The organism is Myceligenerans pegani, assembly GCF_014892515.1.
Classification (GTDB): domain Bacteria; phylum Actinomycetota; class Actinomycetes; order Actinomycetales; family Cellulomonadaceae; genus Myceligenerans; species Myceligenerans pegani.
On record NZ_JADBGR010000093.1, the window covers coordinates 67,267 to 84,260 of the forward strand.

13 protein-coding genes and 1 pseudogene are annotated in these 16,994 nt (G+C 72.5%); 9 read left to right on the forward strand and 5 right to left on the reverse strand.

Annotated elements, in window-relative coordinates:
• Nucleotide 1: 1 nt before the first annotated feature.
• The 4 genes and pseudogenes from IIE03_RS14840 to IIE03_RS14850 form a co-directional block, all read right to left on the reverse strand.
• The gene (locus IIE03_RS14840; RefSeq protein WP_192863523.1) at nucleotides 2–334 is read right to left on the reverse strand and encodes a hypothetical protein; all 333 of its coding nucleotides are present in this window, start codon (nucleotides 332–334) and stop codon (nucleotides 2–4) included.
• Nucleotides 335–502: 168 nt separating this feature from the next.
• Complete coding sequence (locus IIE03_RS25925) at nucleotides 503–1,036, reverse strand: DUF5753 domain-containing protein (RefSeq protein WP_318842998.1); 534 nt, start codon at nucleotides 1,034–1,036, stop codon at nucleotides 503–505.
• Between the two features lie 202 nt (nucleotides 1,037–1,238).
• Nucleotides 1,239–1,394: pseudogene (locus IIE03_RS27050) on the reverse strand (helix-turn-helix domain-containing protein); the annotation flags it as partial.
• A 73-nt stretch (nucleotides 1,395–1,467) separates the two neighbouring features.
• Nucleotides 1,468–1,701 carry a hypothetical protein gene (locus tag IIE03_RS14850; RefSeq protein ID WP_192863524.1) on the reverse strand — a complete coding sequence of 78 codons (234 nt, stop codon included), beginning with the start codon at nucleotides 1,699–1,701 and terminating at the stop codon, nucleotides 1,468–1,470.
• 237 nt (nucleotides 1,702–1,938) lie between these two features.
• On the opposite strand from IIE03_RS14850, the gene IIE03_RS14855 reads away from it, so the two are divergent.
• The 8 genes from IIE03_RS14855 (at nucleotide 1,939) to IIE03_RS14890 (ending at nucleotide 13,916) form a co-directional block, all read left to right on the forward strand.
• Complete coding sequence (locus tag IIE03_RS14855) at nucleotides 1,939–2,520, forward strand: sigma-70 family RNA polymerase sigma factor (protein WP_318842999.1); 582 nt, start codon at nucleotides 1,939–1,941, stop codon at nucleotides 2,518–2,520.
• Nucleotides 2,517–4,010, forward strand: a complete 1,494-nt coding sequence (locus IIE03_RS14860; protein ID WP_192863525.1) for a hypothetical protein — start codon at nucleotides 2,517–2,519, stop codon at nucleotides 4,008–4,010. Before IIE03_RS14855 ends, IIE03_RS14860 begins: the two co-directional genes overlap by 4 nt.
• 93 nt (nucleotides 4,011–4,103) lie before the next feature.
• Nucleotides 4,104–5,480, forward strand: a complete 1,377-nt coding sequence (locus IIE03_RS14865; RefSeq protein ID WP_192863545.1) for a M18 family aminopeptidase — start codon at nucleotides 4,104–4,106, stop codon at nucleotides 5,478–5,480.
• A gap of 310 nt (nucleotides 5,481–5,790) precedes the next feature.
• The gene (locus IIE03_RS14870) at nucleotides 5,791–7,440 is read left to right on the forward strand and encodes a helix-turn-helix domain-containing protein (protein WP_225997792.1); all 1,650 of its coding nucleotides are present in this window, start codon (nucleotides 5,791–5,793) and stop codon (nucleotides 7,438–7,440) included.
• A gap of 6 nt (nucleotides 7,441–7,446) precedes the next feature.
• Nucleotides 7,447–8,181, forward strand: a complete 735-nt coding sequence (locus tag IIE03_RS14875) for an HAD family hydrolase (RefSeq protein ID WP_192863526.1) — start codon at nucleotides 7,447–7,449, stop codon at nucleotides 8,179–8,181.
• A 116-nt stretch (nucleotides 8,182–8,297) separates the two neighbouring features.
• Nucleotides 8,298–10,592, forward strand: a complete 2,295-nt coding sequence (locus IIE03_RS14880) for a sodium-translocating pyrophosphatase (RefSeq protein ID WP_192863527.1) — start codon at nucleotides 8,298–8,300, stop codon at nucleotides 10,590–10,592.
• A gap of 338 nt (nucleotides 10,593–10,930) precedes the next feature.
• Entirely contained in the window at nucleotides 10,931–12,817 is a 1,887-nt protein-coding gene (locus IIE03_RS14885) for a DUF7059 domain-containing protein (RefSeq protein WP_318843000.1), read from the forward strand.
• A 145-nt stretch (nucleotides 12,818–12,962) separates the two neighbouring features.
• Nucleotides 12,963–13,916 carry a LysR family transcriptional regulator gene (locus IIE03_RS14890; protein ID WP_318843001.1) on the forward strand — a complete coding sequence of 318 codons (954 nt, stop codon included), beginning with the start codon at nucleotides 12,963–12,965 and terminating at the stop codon, nucleotides 13,914–13,916.
• Between the two features lie 131 nt (nucleotides 13,917–14,047).
• Here the strand turns inward: IIE03_RS14890 and IIE03_RS14895 are convergent, their stop codons facing one another.
• Entirely contained in the window at nucleotides 14,048–15,649 is a 1,602-nt protein-coding gene (locus IIE03_RS14895) for a hypothetical protein (protein ID WP_192863528.1), read from the reverse strand.
• Nucleotides 15,650–15,848: 199 nt separating this feature from the next.
• On the opposite strand from IIE03_RS14895, the gene IIE03_RS14900 reads away from it, so the two are divergent.
• Nucleotides 15,849–16,976 (forward strand): S1 family peptidase, encoded by a 1,128-nt coding sequence (locus IIE03_RS14900; RefSeq protein ID WP_192863529.1) that lies wholly within the window; start codon nucleotides 15,849–15,851, stop codon nucleotides 16,974–16,976.
• The last annotated feature ends 18 nt before the right edge of the window (nucleotides 16,977–16,994 follow it).

The following is a 16,994-nucleotide window of genomic DNA, read 5'->3' on the forward strand; positions in this document are numbered from 1 at the left end:
GCTACGCGCCGCCGTGCACCGTGCCCCCGGGCGCCGGATCGTGGAGCAGATCCTCCTCGGCGTAGTCCCACCGCCGGAACTTCGGCACGTGGGCGGTCAGCTTCGGCTCGCCGATCCACCACGCCGTGTCGCCGTCGCAGCGTGGCTTGCGGTCCGCGGGTTCGCCCTGCGCGATCCAGTGATAGCGGCCGGTCTCCTCGACCCAGGTCAGCACGGTCATCTTGCCGCACATCATGCAGGAGGCGTGCTCGCCCCGGAACGAACGCTCCCCGGGTGGGATCTCGCGCGCCTTTCTCCTGGCGGGCGGCGCGCCGTCGTCGCCGCGCGGGGTCACGAGGTGCTCCCGGCTGTCGAGCGGGCCGCGAGGTCGTGACGGGGGGAGGAGTGGGGGGAGGCCGGGGTGCGCACCGCGGAGTGCGTCCCACCAGCCCTGACCTGGGAATGGACCGAGCGCATGCTCCTGGATGTTAGTTACACCGGCAAGGCGGCGTGTGGAATTTTCTCAATGTTTCTCGTCGATGTGTCGCTCGTCGATCTCGCGTGCGGCGACCCGTGCCGCGGCGCCGCGCAGCACCGCGCGGGCCCGCTCGCCGTGCACGGCGGAGCGCTCCAGCGCGTCGAAGGCGGTGGCGTACGCCTCGACCTCGTCGGACTGGGTCAGCTGCAGGAGCGCCGATACGGTCTCGACGACGACGAGCCGGTCGTCGTGGATACCGAAGGGATGCTTCGGCGTCACGATCATCGGCTGGTCGAACGGGATGATGCCGAGTCTGACGTTCGGCAGCGTCGTGGCTTCCCTGAGCCGCTCGATCTGGCCGGCCATCTCGTCCGGAGGGCAGAGGTTGTAGAGCAGGACCGCCTCGGTGATGACGATCCGGAACTGCTTCGACGTGTCGCGCAGGATCTCCTGGCGGCGCATCCGGGCCGCCACGGCCTCCGCGATGTCCGTGCGTCCCCAGGTCCTGCTCACCCGTTCCATGATCGCGGCGGCGTACCCGGGCGTCTGCAGCAGGCCGGGCACGATCCCCGTACCCACGGAAGAGCTGGGTCTCCTCCTCCCGCCGCGCGACGGCGTTCTGCCTCGACGCCATGCCACCGCGCAGGACGCGCTGCCACTCCTGGTGGCGCGTCTGGAGCGTGTGCAGCTCCGCCAGGATCGAGTCGACCTGGTCGGCGCTGTTCGTGACGTCGCACCAGGAACGGACGTCGTCGTCGGTGGGCGGCTGGTACGCGTTCTCGATCTTCGAGACCTTCGACCGCGCCCACGACAGCGAGTCGGCGAGCTGCTGTCCTGTCATCCCAGCAGCTCGCCGGAGGTCGCGAAGACGCGCGCCCAGTGCCGTGCGCCCCTCGCGGATGCGAGGGCTCAGCGCGGTGGTGCGGGGCACGGGCATCTCTCTTCTATCCGGCAGAGGAAGACATTACCGAAGACAAGGTATCGGATACCCAAGCTGGGCATGAACCACACTAATGGCTGACGGCCTGGTGGTACCGTCTCGCCCACATCAGGATCACCTCCTCGGGCACCTCCACGATGTCCTCGTGTTCCGGCACCTCCCCCACCTCCTGCCGGACCTGTGCGTCCCGTACCTTCCAGCCCTGGACGATGTACGTCGCCCGATCGGTACGGTCCGTGGCGAAGAGCGTCGGGGAGCCTTCGGGCTCCGAGGCGGGATCCTTCCCGAGAAATCGCACGTGCACGAGCATCCTCCCTGTTGAGTGGTACCCCGGTCAGTGGTACCCAGGGATCATCACAGCGCTCCTCGCGACGGTCCGGGTCTGGGTGTGAAGGGCGGGCGCGGCGTCGATCGCTCTCGTCGCGATCCGGGCCCGTGGCCCGCGTCCGCGAACGTGCGATACAACGATCCCCGCACGCCGCGCGTCATGGTCAGTGTGTCCGGCCGGACGGGCCGGAGGGATCCACGGAGGTGACGCATCGTGGCGTGGGAGGACGAGCTCGGCGAGCTGATGGCCACGCGCGGTAACGCGCTGGTCCGCTACGCCTACATGCTCTCCGGCGACCGCGCGCTCGCGGAGGACCTGGTGCAGGACGCGCTCGTCAAGGTCTTCTCCCGCCTCCGCGGGCCGGCCGGCCGCAGCGGGCGCCAGGCAGGGGGAACGAAGGGATCGCGCGTGCACACACTGGACGACTCGCCGCTCGACAACACCGAGGGGTACGTACGGCGCGCGATCCTCACCCTCTACCTCGACGGCTACCGCAAACGGCAGCGCTGGTACGACATCAAGCACCTGCTGGCCGACGACGGCGTCGGCCGCCCGGCGGAAGCGGCCGCGACGGCCCGGGTCGACGTCATGTCCGCCCTCGCCCGGCTCGGCCCGCGTCAGCGGGCCTGCGTGGTGCTGCGCTACTTCGACGACCTCACCGTGCCGCAGATCGCCGACGCACTCGGCACGGCCCAGGGCACCGTGAAGCGATATCTGTCCGACGCCACCGACCATCTCCGGGACATGCTCCGCCCGGACGACTTCCACCCGGCCGAAGGGAGGGCCGCCCGATGAACAGCAACCTGCCCGAACGCGACGAGGCGGACTTCCTCGCCGGCGCGCTGCACGGCGCGGCGGACGCGATGCCCGGAGGAGAGGCGGAGGAGATGCACCTGCAGTTCGGCGTCGTCCGCGACCGCGTCCACCGGCGCCGCGCCGCGAAGATCGGCGGGATCGGCGCCACGGCGTTCGCAGTCGTCGGCGGGCTCGTCGTGGGGGCCGCGCAGCTGGTGCCGCTCGACGGCGACGCGCTGCTCCCGGCGGACCCCACGCCGTCGGACACCGCCACGGCGGAACCGAGCCCGACCGCGGAGGACACGATCCTGGACGGGTACCTGCCCTCCGACGTCTACGAGGGGACCCCGCTCGCCTGCGGTGCGGACGAGGACGTGGTCCCCCGGTCCGCCGACGGCTACGCGATCGAGATCGAGGGGCTGTACGTCGATCGCGACGCGGGTGAGGACCTGCCGTGGCTCGACCTGACGGTCGAGGGCGAGTCCCGGGACTTCCCGGGGTACCTCGAGTTCCCGCCCGGGACCGTGTGGGTCCGGGACGGCGAGGTCGCGAGCCTCTCCGCGTACTTCGATCCGGAACCGCCTCAGGTCGCGTTCGACGACGCCGGGGTGGGACGGACCGAGGACTACCTGCGCACCGACAACACGTGTCTGCCGCCCGAGGGGTTCGAGGACATCCCGTCCTCCGAGCCCGTGCCGTACGAGCAGCCGCTCCCCGCGGGCGAGTACACGGTGTACCCCATCCTGTGGACCGACGTCACGGCAGGAGGCGCGGACTACGTCTCGGGCGAGCCCGTGATCGTCGAGGTGCTGGCCGGGGGCTCGATCGCCGGGCTGGACGAGGCGCCGTTCGGGGACGCGGGAGGGACCTCGTCGGCCGGGACCGAGGAGCCGTCGGGTGGAGCCGGGTCGTCCGGCGACGCGAGCGGGTCCGGTGCCGGGACGGGCTCCGGTGACACGGGCGGATCCGGTGACACGGGCGGATCCGGTGAGGCGGACCCGGGCGACGGCCCGAGCGACTGCTCGGCCGCCGGGCTCGACGACACGAGTGACTTCTCGTTCGAGCCCGAGCCGGTCGCGCGGACCGCCCGGGCGCTGGTCGACGCCGCCCTCGCCTGTGACCTGGACGCGCTCGAGCTGGTCGAGGAGCCCGGTGTCACCCAGCTCCACCGGGCCGCCGAGGTCTCCGTGGCAGAGCGGTTCGCGCTCCCGGAGGGGGAGGACGACGTCTACGCGAAGCTCGCGACCCTGCTGAGCGGGACCGCCGTCGTCCATCCGGACACCGGCAACTACGTCTGGCCGACCGTGGCCTCCCCCGAGTACCAGGACGATCCGGTCGCCTGGGACTACGCCGTCGAGATGGGTTTCGCCACCCAGGAGCAGGCCGACGCGTGGCGCGCCGCCGGGGGCGCGTACTACGGCTGGCGCATGTCGATCGAGCCGGACGGCACCTGGCGCACCTTCCTGGGACCGGACCCGGCGGCGGGCTGACGGGCGCCGGGTCCGGGCGGGGAGGGTGCCTCCGATGCGCATAATGTGCCGGTGAGCCCTCAGAATTCGAACCCGCCCGTGCCGAGCCCGCCGCTGCCCCCGTCGATCCCGCCCCGTCAGCCCGCACCGAAGGCCGCCAAGCAGCACGTCGAGGACCTCGGCGCCTTCGTGGCCGCGTCGCCCTCCTCCTACCACGCGGCGGCGGAGGTCACGCGCCGTGCCCGGATCGCGGGCTTCGTCGTCCTGGACGAGACCGACGCCTGGCACGTGGTGCCGGGCGGGCGGTACGTCGTCGTCCGCGACGGTTCCGTGATCGCCTTCGCGATCCCGGCCGACGCCGGACCCGACGCCGCCTTCACGATCCTCGGCGCCCACACCGACTCGCCGGGCTTCAAGCTCAAGCCCAAGCCGACCACCGGCGCGCACGGCTGGTGGCAGGCCGGCGTCGAGGTCTACGGCGGGCCACTGCTCAACTCCTGGCTGGACCGGGAGCTCGAGCTCGCCGGCCGGGTGGTGACGACGGAAGGCACCGAGCACCTCGTCCGGACGGGGCCGCTGCTCCGCATCCCGCAGCTCTCGATCCACCTGGACCGCGGGGCGAACGACGGCCTCAAGCTCGAGGCGCAGCGCCACACCCAGCCGGTGTGGGGGCTGGGCGACCTGTCGGGCGCGGACGTGCTCGCGGAGCTGGCGCCGCAGGCGGTGGATCCGGCCACCATCGCCGGGTACGACATCGTGGTCGCCGACACGCAGCCGTCACGCACCTTCGGCGCGGGGCAGTCCATGTTCGCCTCGGGCCGCCTGGACAACCTGCTGTCCACGCATGCCGCGCTGACCGCGCTGCTCGCCCGGGTGAACGGCGGGAAGAAGGGCAAGGGCGGTGCGGCGCCGTCGTCGGGTGCCGCCGCGAACGGCGCGGCGAACGCCCGCGCCGGGAACGGGCACATCGCCGTGCTCGCGGCGTTCGACCACGAGGAGATCGGATCGGCGTCGCGGTCGGGTGCGGCCGGGCCCTTCCTGGAGGACGTGCTGGGGCGGATCCAGGCCGCGCTCGGCACGTCGGCGGAGGACCGCGCGCGGTCGTTCGCGGCGTCGCTCCACGTGTCGTCCGACGTCGGGCACGCGGTGCACCCCAACTACCCGGAGCGGCACGATCCGGCGAACCGCCCGGTCGCGGGCGGCGGCCCGATCCTGAAGATCAACGCCAACCAGCGCTACGCGACCGACGCGCACGGCGCGGCCGCCTGGAACGCGGCGTGCGCGGCGGCCGGGGTGCCGAGCCAGGAATTCGTGTCGCACAACGACGTTCCGTGCGGGTCGACGATCGGTCCGATCAGCGCGACGCGGCTCGGCATCCGGACGGTCGACGTCGGCGTCGCCCTCCTGTCGATGCACTCGGCGCGCGAGATGACCGCGGTGGTCGACCCCTGGTACCTGTCTCGAGCCATGACCGCGGTCCTGGCGGGCTGACGCCAGCGATTTCCACAGCCGCCGCGCGGTTTGGCGCCAAATGCCCCGCCGCGCGGCGGTCCAGCACGCTGGCCTGCGACGACGGGTCGAAATGTCCTTCCCGGAGCGGGTGAATTCTTGGCCTGTTCGTCATGCATGCATCCGTTCACGGTGATATCACGGAAGTAATCTGCTCAGTCGAAGAGCGACTTGACGAATCATCTGGGAAAGTCGGTCATACAACGACAACGTCATGGGTTGCCAACAGGGGGAGGCTGGCGAAATGCCCAGTAGCAGAAAGTCACGAACGTGTGCTCGATGCGGTTGCGTGTTGAGCCGATACAACTCCGAGGAGCAGTGCGCTGCCTGCCGGCGCACCGAGCGTGTCCCGGTGGTCGAGCTCCCGACCGTCCCGACGCACGTCTGGGACGACCCCGGGGTCCGTTCCGCACTCGAGGACTGGGACTTCGGCCAGGTGAGCCGCATGGTTCGCCAGCTCGTCCCGCTGCGCCAGGAGGACGTCGCCGCCCTGACCGGGCTGAGCCAGTCCTACCTCTCCATGCTCGAGTGCGGTGACCGGAAGCTGACCGATGTCGCCCGTGTCGTCCAGTTCCTCTCCGGGCTGGGCACGCCGGTGGACCTGGTGCGGCTGCCGCTGCCCGGGGCCTCGCGTGGCGACGGCGCCGACGTCGAGCGCTCCACGAGCGGCCGGGCCGCCGGTGCCGGCAGGCCCGCCACGGGTCCGGTGCGGGCCGTGAGCAGGAAGCGGAGCGAGCCGGTTCGCAAGAGCCCCGCGAGGCTCGACGCCGACAACGAGGTCGCGCCGAGCCTGACCGACCCGATGCTGGACCCGGTCGAGCCGTGGACCAACGACCGCCTGACGCTCGCGCTGCGCGCCGCGCTCCGGCACGACACCTCGGTCGGGGACTCCGGTTCGGCGCCGCAGTTCGCCGAGCCGAACGCCGGGAACTCGGCGATGCTCAGCGGCCTCACGCTCGCCGCCTACGTGCACCACTGGGGTACGGAGGAGACGGAGCTGCTGCGGCGGACCGTCGGCGGGGCACGGGTCACGCAGCAGATGTGCGACCACCTCCAGGGCACCACCGACCAACTGCGGATGATGGACGCCGGCGCCGGCAGCGGTAGTGTCGCGGACATGGCCCGCGCCCACCTCGCTCTCGTGCTGCGGGCGCTGGAGCACGGGAACTTCGACGAGTCGGTCGGGCGCAAGCTCGCGGGCGTCGCCGCCGACACAGCGGCGCAGGCCGGCTGGTACGCGTTCGACGCCGACCGGCACGCGGCCGCGCAGGCCTACCTGCTCGGCTCGCTCCGTGCGGCGCACACGGCGCAGGACGCCCGACTCGGTGCCGGGGCCCTGTCCTACCTGGCCATCCACGCCTACGCCAACGACCGTCCGCGGGACGCGATCGTCGCGGCGCAGGCCGGCCGGCAGCAGGTCCGCGGCTTCGACGTGCCCCACCTGGAGGCCGTGCTGCTCACGCGGCAGGCCCGCGGGCACGCGCTGCTCGGCGAGCGCGAGGCCGTGAAGCGGGCGCTCGGTACTGCGGCCGAGCTCTGCATGAAGGGTCCGGGCAAGGACGACCCGCACTGGATCTACTGGATGAACGAGGGCGAGATCCACGGCCAGACGGCGTCGGCCAGCCTGGCCCTGGGCGACACCGCCGCGGCCGTCCAGTCGTTCGGCCGCGCGGCCGACGGGCTGAACCCCGCCGAGCAGCGCACCCGGGGCCTGTTCCTGTCCAGGTCGGCCCAGGCGTACGCCCGTGCGGGGGATCTCGACGCGGCCTGCGCGACCGGCGGCGAGGTGGTGACGCTGGCCGAGCGTGTGCAGTCGGCGCGGCTGCGCAAGCACCTCACCGACGTGGCCGGCGACGTGCGTACCGCCGCGCGGCGCACCACCCGCGGGCGGTCGCACGCGGGAGCACGCCACCTGACCGAGCGGATCGCCGCTCTCGTGTGAGGTGAGATGAGCTCCACCGCACGCGGGGAACACGGCACCATCCTGCTGCTGTGGGACATCGACCGGACCCTCCTCTACGTGGGCGAGGTGGACCGGACGGCGTATCGCGAGGCGTTCGAGAAGGTCGTCGGACGCCCCGCGAGCCGCTTCCCGGCGCGCGGCACGGGAATGACCATGCCGCGCGCCGTCCGTGGGCTGCTGCTCGACAACGGCGTGTCCGAGGACGACGCCGAGCGCCTGCTGCCGCGGATGCTGACGATGGTGCCGGAGTGCCTGGCGGCGCATGAGGACGACGTACGACGCGACGGCGTCCTCATGCCCGGCGCGCGGGCGGCCGTCACCGCCGTCGCGGCCGACGGCCGGTTCGTCCCGGCCGTCGTCACGGGGAACCTCGAGCCGAACGCCCGCCTCAAGCTGCGGGTGTTCGAGCTCGACCGGTACATCGATCCCGATGTCGGCGCGTACGCGTCGGACGACGAGCACCGGCCCGCCCTCGTCGCGATCGCCCAGAAGCGGGCGGGCGAGCGCTACGGCGAACGTTTCACACGGGAGAACACCGTGATCGTGGGCGATTCCCTGGAGGACGTGCGGACCGGCGTCGAGGGCGGGGCGCGCGTCGTGGGCGTGGCCGCCGGGCGGACGTCGGCCGCGGCGCTCCGCGACGCGGGTGCCGACGTCGTCCTCCCGGACCTCACCGATGTCGAGCGGCTCCTGACCGCCGCAGACCCGCACCGCTCGTGACCGGTGTCACATGCAGGTACACTCGGCGCATTCCCGCTGCCAACGTTGCCGGCGGGACGTTCCATACCCACCAAGGGTCATGACCCGTTCATGGAATCCCCCGTCGAGGAGGACGGATGCTCACACTCGGCTCCACCAGCATCACCGTTGTCGCGGTGATCGCCCTCATCGCCCTGGGCGCGCTCGTCTGCGCCTTCATCCTGCGCCGGCAGGTGCTCGCCGCTCCTGAAGGCACCCCGAAGATGCAGGACATCGCACAAGGGGTGCAGGAGGGCGCCTCGGCCTACCTCAATCGTCAGTTCCGCACGCTCGCCCTGTTCGCGGTGGTCGTGTTCGCGCTGCTGTTCCTGCTCCCCGGGGAGAGCGGGGTGCGCGTCGGCAGGTCCGTCGCGTTCCTCTTCGGCGCCGGGTTCTCCGCCGCGATCGGTTACCTCGGCATGTGGCTGGCGGTGCGGGCGAACGTGCGCGTCGCCTCCGCCGCGACCCGTCCCGGTGGCCGCGCCGAGGGCGCCCGCATCGCGTTCCGCACGGGCGGCGTCGTCGGCATGTCGGTGGTCGGCCTCGGCCTCCTCGGAGCCGCGCTCGTCGTCATCGTCTACCGCGAGCAGGCGCCCGGCGTCCTCGAGGGCTTCGGCTTCGGCGCGGCGCTCCTCGCGATGTTCATGCGGGTCGGTGGCGGAATCTTCACCAAGGCGGCGGACGTCGGTGCCGACCTGGTCGGAAAGGTCGAGCAGGGCATTCCCGAGGACGATCCGCGCAACGCGGCCACGATCGCGGACAACGTGGGCGACAACGTCGGCGACTGCGCCGGGATGGCGGCCGACCTCTTCGAGTCGTACGCCGTGACGCTCGTGGCCGCCCTGATCCTGGGCAAGGCCGCGATGGGCGAGCAGGGCCTCGTGTTCCCGCTGATCGTCACCGCGATCGGCGCGTTCGTCGCCCTCCTGGGCGTGTTCATCACTCGCGTGCGCGGTTCGGAGAGCGGGCTGACGGCCATCAACCGGGGCTTCTATGTCTCCGCGCTCGTGGGCGCGGTGCTGGCGGGCATCGCGGCGTTCGTCTACCTGCCGGGCTCCTTCGCGCAGCTGAACGGCACCGCCGACCTCGGTGATGTCAGCGGGATCGACCCGCGGGTCGTCGCCTCCGTGGCCGTGCTGGTCGGCGTGGTCCTGGCGGGCGTGATCCTGTGGCTCACCGGCTACTTCACGGACACGAACAAGAAGCCGACCGCGCATGTGGCGGCCACCTCGCGAACCGGCGCGGCGACCGTGGTGCTCGCGGGCATCGGCGTGGGCTTCGAGTCGGCCGTCTTCACGGCCGGCACGATCGCCGCCGCGATCTGCGCCGTGTTCCTGCTGGCCGGCGGGTCGGTGTGGCTCGCGCTGTTCCTCGTGGCGCTGGCGGGCTGCGGCCTGCTCACCACGGTGGGCGTCATCGTCGCGATGGACACCTTCGGTCCGGTCAGTGACAACGCGCAGGGCATCGCCGAGATGTCCGGCGACGTGGACGAGAACGGCGCGCAGATCCTCACCGACCTGGACGCCGTCGGGAACACCACCAAGGCCATCACGAAGGGCATCGCCATCGCGACGGCCGTGCTGGCGGCGACGGCGCTGTTCGGCTCGTACGCGGACGCGGTGACGCATGCGCTGGGGGACGTGGAGGAGCAGGGCCGGGGCCTGGTCGCGGCCATGCTCAGCTACGAAATCGTCAGCCCGGTCACCCTCGTGGGCGTGATCCTCGGCGGTGCGACCGTTTTCCTGTTCTCGGGCCTCGCGATCGACGCGGTGACGCGGGCGGCCGGGGCGATCGTGTTCGAGGTGCGGCGCCAGTTCCGCGAGCACCCGGGCATCATGACGTACGACGAGCGTCCGGAGTACGGTCGCGTGGTCGACATCTGCACCAAGGACTCGCTGCGTGAACTCGCCACGCCGGGCCTCCTCGCGGCCTTCGCCCCGATCGCGGTGGGCTTCGGCCTCGGCGTCGGCCCGCTGGCCGGCTTCCTCGGTGGTGCCATCGGCGCGGGCGTGCTCATGGCGATCTTCCTGGCGAACTCGGGCGGCGCCTGGGACAACGCGAAGAAGATCGTGGAGGACGGCAACTACGGCGGGAAGGGCTCCGAGGCGCACGAGGCGACCATCATCGGCGACACCGTGGGCGACCCGTTCAAGGACACGGCCGGCCCGGCGATCAACCCGCTCATCAAGGTGATGAACCTGGTGGCGCTGCTGATCGCGCCCGCGGTCGTGGCGATGTCGATCCCGGCCGACGCGAACCACGCCCTGCGCATCGGCATCGCGCTGGTCGCGGCGGCCATCGCGCTCGGCGCGGTCGCCTGGACGAAGATCCGCGCGAACCGCGAGAACGGCGCGTCGGAGGAGAGCGAGGAGAAGGCGCCGGCGGTGGTCTGACCGCCGGCCGGCGGCCGTGGTCGGTCATCCGATGACCGCCCGGAACCTTGATCGGTCCTTCGGTGGGTGATCAGCAGTTCGATCTGCCGATCACCCACCGAAGGACCGATCGCTGTCCGCGGGCTTTCGGCTCGGGGCTCGGCCTCGTACTGAGCCTCGTGCAGTAAGGGATCAAATCCATTTACTCGGCCCTCAAAGGTCTGTCCGGCCCTGCTGAACCGAATCCAGCAGCGGCGCCGTCGGGCCCGGCCGTCGGGCGACGGCGGGGAGAGCCGGCGCAGGTTGCGGTGGTTCGGTTTCCGGTGGGGGGTGCGGGCGGCGTACGGGAAGATGGCGGTGTGTCCGTCTCGCCCCTGGTGACCCCGTCCTCCGCTCCGAACCTCGATGTCTCGTTGATCCGTGCCCTGCGCGGTGACCTCGACGCGGCCGACTACCACGTCGACGGTGTCGAGGACCTGCTCGGGCCCGTGGCCGCGGCGGCGCTGCATCGCGAGCAGGTGCTGCCCGCGCGCCGGGTCGTCCAGCCCGCCGCCACCAGGGACCCGCGCGCCACACTCGTCTCGCTCTTCCTGCTCGGCGGCGTGGTCCCGCGGGCCGGGCTCGACCGCGCCCTGCCCGCCACCGGCACCTCCGGCGCGGAGCGCCTCGGCCTGGTCCGTTCCGCCGGCCAGGAGCCCGACGACGACGTCCGCGCCGCCGTCGATCTGCGCCCCTACGTCGCCACCGACGCGTCGGGCGACGTGCGCTGGTGGCTGGCCTCCGACCTGGGCGAACTGGCGACCGGCTCCCGGCTCTCCGCCGACCACGTGCTCGGTGCCGGTGGTGCCTCCCTCACGCTCGCACAGGTCACCACGCGCAAGCCCGTCGCCCGCGCGCTGGACCTCGGCACCGGCTGCGGGATCCAGGCCCTGCACGCCGCGCGGCACGCGGGCGTGGTCGTCGCCACCGACATCTCGCGCCGCGCCCTCGCGTACACGGCGTTCAACGCGGCCCTCAACCTCGACGACGACAGTGCGCCCGGCGACCGCGGTGCGCTCGGTGGGGGCGCGCCCGGTGGTGGGTCCGACGCCGGCCGTGCGCCTGACGGTGGCCCCGCGGTCGACGGCCGCCCCGCGGTCGGCGAGGGTGTGCCGGGTGGTATGCCCGGTGGCACCGGGCATCTTGACCTGCGACACGGCTCCATGCTCGAGCCCGTCGAGGGCGAGCAGTTCGACCTGGTGGTGTCGAACCCGCCGTTCGTCATCACGCCGCACACCGGTCCCGCCGGCGCGGCGGTGCGGGAGGCGCTCGGGGACTACGAGTACCGCGACGGCGGCCGGGCCGGCGACGACCTGGTCCGCGACCTGGTCACGGGCATCGGCCGGGTACTGGCGCCGGGCGGCGTCGCGCAACTGCTCGTGAACTGGGAGCACCGGCGCGGCCAGGAATGGGAGGAACGCGTCGGCGCGTGGCTGGACGAGGCGTACGGGCGGTACGGGCTGGACGGCTGGGTGATCCAGCGCGAGGTCCTCGATCCCGCCGAGTACGCGGAGACCTGGATCCGGGACGGCGGTACCACCCCGGATCGCGAGCCCGAGGTCTGGGCGGCCGCGTACGAGGCGTGGCTCGACGACTTCGCGTCCCGCGAGGTCGAGGCCGTAGGTTTCGGGATCGTGACGCTGCGGCGTCCCGGCGCCGTCGCTCGCGACGCGGGCGACGGGCCGGACGGCGCCGACGGCGTCGCGGCCGACCGGCCGAGCGAGGCCGGCATCTCCGCGGACAGTGGGTCGACGGAGGCCGACGACGTCGTCCGCGGTGGCCGGGAAAGGCTGCGCCGCCTGGAGGAACACGGCGGATCGGTGCGGCAGCCGCTGGGGGATCACCTCGGCGCGGTGCTCGCCGCGCATGCATGGCTCGCCGCGCGCAGTGACGACGATGTGGCGGTAACCCGCCTCGTTTCGGCCGCGGATGTCACGGAGGAAAGGTATCTGACACCTGGATCGGCCGATCCGAACATCGTGATCCTGCGGCAGGGCGACGGGCTGGGCCGAGGCGTGCAGGCGTCGTCGCCGCTCGCCGCGCTCGCCGGAGCGTGTGACGGAGAGCTGACCGTCGGCCAGATTATCGGCGCGCTGGCGGCGCTCTTCGAGGTCCCGGCGGACGATCTCAGGGCCGAGCTGCTTCCCGCCGTGCGCGGTCTCGTCCTGGACGGCTTCCTCGTCCCGGCGGCGAACGCCGACGCGTGAAGCCGGGGTGAACGGCCGTCATCGTCGACACTCGGTTTCACCCGGAGTGGGGTCTGTTTCCGGCGTGTAACGGCGGGTGGCGGGCATCCGCCAATTGACTCCAGTCACAAGACAGGGGCTGGTATTGACGATTATTTTCCATCCCGTGGAACTCGACTTGCGCCACCTGCGGATGGTGGTCGCCGTCGCCGAGTCCGGGAGCGTGACCAAGGCCGCCGCTGTCCTTGGCATCGCGCAGCCGGCTCTGACGGCGCAGCTGAACCGCATCGACCGTGCTTTGGGCGGGAGCGTCTTCGTGCGTGACCGCAACGGCGCGCGCTCGACCGAGCTCGGCGACCTGGTACTGCGCCATGCCCGCGTCCTGCTGCCCGCCATGGCCACGCTCACCGACGATGTTCAACGACTGGTCAACTCCTCGGATAATGATCCCGGCGCGCTGCGGGTCGGTGTCGCCGGCAGCGGGCTCGGCGGGCTCTTCGTCAACCGGCTGCACTCGGCCTTGCCCGGCGCCGAGGTCACCACCGTGCTCCCCCGGGGCGGTGGCGATCTCAGCGGCGCCCTCGCGTGCGGCACGATCGAGCTCGCCGTCACGGGGATGTGCTCCGACGCACCACCTCCGGCCTCCGAATCGGTGACATGGACGCGGGTGAGCACCGATCCGCTGTTCGTCCTGCTGCACGAGAGGCACGAGTACGCCGACAAACCCGAGGTCACGCTCGCCGAACTGGCGGAGGAGCAGTGGCTCAGCGTGCCCGATCACAGCTGCCTCGAATCCTGCTTCGTGTCGGCCTGCGTGCGCGCGGGTTTCGCCCCGAGCGCGGTCGGCGAGGCCGACTGGACCACGGCCGTCGACCAGGTCCGGACCGGTCGCGCGGTCGCACTCGTGGAGCCGGGACAGCCCGACCCGCCCGGGGTGCGGGCGGTGCCGCTCACCGGGGCGCCGCTGCGCCGCACCCACTACCTCGGGTGGCGCCGCGACGTGCGCGGACTGCTCGACACGGAGCTGATCGAGGACGCCGCGTTCCGTGCTCACCGGGACGCCGTGGCGCGGAGCCCGCAGTACGGCCTGTGGTTGGAGCGCCATCCGAACATCGGGTGACGGACCCGCCCGGGGCGGCACGCCCGCCTGGCGCGGCACGATGCCCAGGGCGGCACACATACCCAGGGCGGCGAGTTCGCCCGGACGGCGCGCGCGTCGGGCGGCGCTCCCGGCCGGGGCGGTGCCCTTCGTCAGGCGTTGCAGTTGGCGTTCACATATCGCGTGATGCGCTTGCTGGTCGCGATCATGTCGTCGGTGTCGACCTTGGTGGAGGCGATCTGGGCGGCCTCCGCGATCCCCTCGGCGTCACCGGCCTTCTCCGCCTCGAGGGCGTCGGCGACGGTGGCGTAGAACGCGTGGGCGGCAGCCCAGTCGTCGGCGATGCCCTCGGGGACGTCGACCGAGGCCATCGCGTCCCGCGCCTCGATGAAACCGGCGCGCACGGACGCCGGCTCGTCCTCGGAGATCCCCGTCTGCGCGTTGGCCGCCTTCGTCCAGGCGGTCTGCGCGGCCGCGCACTGCTGCGGGGTCGCCGCCGCGAGGTTCTTCCCGGAATCGAAGTAGTTGGTGGTCCAGCCGACGCCGAGCCCCAGAACGACGGCCACCACCGCGGCCACGATCAGCACGGTGGGCCTGTCGGCGGCTTTCGGCAACCCCTTGGCCAGGATGCGACGCACCCGCTTGCCGGACAGCCTCCTGCCGGACGGCTTCGCCGATCCCGCCGTGACCGAGCGGCCCCGGGGGCGAGCCCCGGCCCTGCCGCCGCGCTTCTCCCGCCCGCCGGGTGTGACGGGACCACCGAGCGCGCCGGACCCACCGGGCGTGACGGACTCACCGGGCGTGACGGACTCACCGGGTGTGACGGCCCCACCGAGCGCGGCGGATCCGCCAGGCGCACCGGCCTCACCGGCCGCAGCGGCAGCGGACCTGCGCCCGGGCGTCCCCGAGGTCGACCGGCGCGCGGCGCGGCCCCCGGCAGAATCCGCCCCGGCACGCGCGGCCCGGCGACTCCGCACCGGGGCCGCCGGCTTGTCGATCGCGGGAGCGGGATCCTGCGCCACGCCGGGCGGCGAAGCGCCAATGGGCGTCCCGGCCTCCGGATCGCCACCGCCGAACGGACCGGGCGCGTCGGGGAGCGAGTCCATCGGACCGGTCGCGGCACCGGGGCCCACCGGTTCGGGACCGCGCGCCGAGTCGCGGCCGCTCCGGAGCGACGACTCCGCTCCGCGCCGGCGTACGGCACTGTCGGACCTGCCGGCCCGCGACCTCCGGGAATCCTTGGCGTCCGCGCCCAGACCGCCTCGTGCCCGGCGGCTGCGGCGGGCCGGAGGCTCGGACTTCACCGGTCCCCAGCCGGGCGCGGTGTCGTCCTCCGCGGCCGTACTCGGGTCCGCGTGAGCCGCGGTACCGAAGGGCGAGGCGGGGCCGGCGGCCCCGGCGTCGTGCGACGGGCCGGTATCGGTGGCGGCGGGAGCGAACGGGGACGGGCTCGCGGCCGCGGTTGCGGGGTCGTGCGACGGGCCGGCGTCGGCAGCCGCGGGGCCGAACGGGGAAGGCGAGGCAGCGCCGGCGCCGGGTTCCGCCGGAGTTGCCGTCCAGGGGCTCGACGACGCCGCCGGCTCCTGCTGATCCTTCGCCTTCGCGAGGCTCTCGGCCCACTCCAGGGCGGTCGGCTGGGGCGGCTCCTCGCCCCGGGCGAGGCGCTCGGCCCACTCCAGGGCATTGCTGGTGGGCGGGCCGCCGGCGCGTGCGCCGGACCGACCGCCTCGCGAGCGCTTACGCCGTGTCGCCATGATTGGCGAGGATACCTGGCTCGCCGGGCGGTACAGGAGGCCCGGACCGTGCGAATCCCGTCCGCGCCGGGTGAAATCGGTCGCAGACATATCGGTCGAGTATGACTCGGGTGCTATCTGTGCCTTCGTCAGGTCTCGCCATAGCGTAGGGGCGCGGGTGAAAAATCAAACCCATCCCCCATCCAAGGAGTAGCTTGAGATGAGACGAACACACGGGCACGCCCTCGTCGCGGCCACCGCCGCACTCACGGTCGTCGGAGGTGCCTGGACCGCGGGCGCCGCGATGGCCGCGCCCGAGTCCGAGGCGGCATCGGCGTACGCGCCCGGCATGCTCGACGCCCTCGAGCGCGACCTGGGCCTGGAGACCGCCGAGGCGGTCGACCTCCTCGAGACCCAGGCGCGGATCACCGAGGTGACCGAGAACCTGACCGAGTCCCTGGGCGAGTCCTACGCCGGCTCCTGGGTCGAGAACTCCGAGAACCTGACCGTCGCCGTGACCGATGCCGCGGAGGCGGCCGCGGTCGAGAGGTCCGGCGCCGAGGCCGTCGTCGTCGACCACTCGCTCGACGCCCTGGACGCGTGGACCGCCGACCTGGACGAGGTGCTCGCCGGTGTCGACGGCGTGCCGTCGTACTCCGTGGACGTGGCGGCCAACACGATCGTGGTCGGCGTGCACGAGGGCGCCAAGGCCAAGGCGGCCAAGGCGATCCGGAAGGCCGGCATCCCGGCCGACGCCGTGACCTATCGGGTCACCGACGAGCAGCCGCGCACGCTCATCGACGTCGTCGGCGGCAACGCGTACTACATCAACGGCACGTCGCGCTGCTCGGTCGGGTTTGCCGCGACGGGTGGCTTCGTGACCGCGGGACACTGCGGGAACGTCGGGGCGAGCACGACGTCGCCGTCGGGCACGTTCCGGACGTCGAGCTTCCCGGGCGACGACTACGGGTACGTCGCGGTGGCGTCGGGGAACAACCTGGTTCCCGGCGTCAACGGCTACGACGGCAACACGTACGCCGTGACGGGCCACTCGGTGGCTCCGGTCGGTACGACGGTCTGCCGGTCGGGGTCGACGACGGGCTGGCACTGCGGCACCGTCCAGGCGCTGAACGCCACGGTGAACTACGCGCAGGGCTCGGTGCACGGGCTGATCCGGACCAGCGTGTGCGCGGAGCCGGGTGACTCGGGCGGCTCCCTGCTGGCGGGCAACTCGGCCCAGGGGATGACGTCGGGCGGTTCGGGCAACTGCTCGTCCGGCGGCACCACGTACTTCCAGCCGGTGGGCGAGGCCCTGTCGGCCGCGGGAGTCTCCTTGCTGACCAACTGAGGCAACCCAGGCCGACCG

Bases quoted from the DNA above. Each gene is read 5' to 3' on its own strand.
- IIE03_RS14880 (WP_192863527.1), top strand. From the start codon at position 8,298: ATGCTCACACTCGGCTCCACCAGCATCACCGTTGTCGCGGTGATCGCC.
- IIE03_RS14860 (WP_192863525.1), top strand. From the start codon at position 2,517: ATGAACAGCAACCTGCCCGAACGCGACGAGGCGGACTTCCTCGCCGGC.
- IIE03_RS14895 (WP_192863528.1), bottom strand. From the start codon at position 15,649: ATGGCGACACGGCGTAAGCGCTCGCGAGGCGGTCGGTCCGGCGCACGC.
- IIE03_RS14900 (WP_192863529.1), top strand. From the start codon at position 15,849: ATGAGACGAACACACGGGCACGCCCTCGTCGCGGCCACCGCCGCACTC.
- IIE03_RS14875 (WP_192863526.1), top strand. From the start codon at position 7,447: ATGAGCTCCACCGCACGCGGGGAACACGGCACCATCCTGCTGCTGTGG.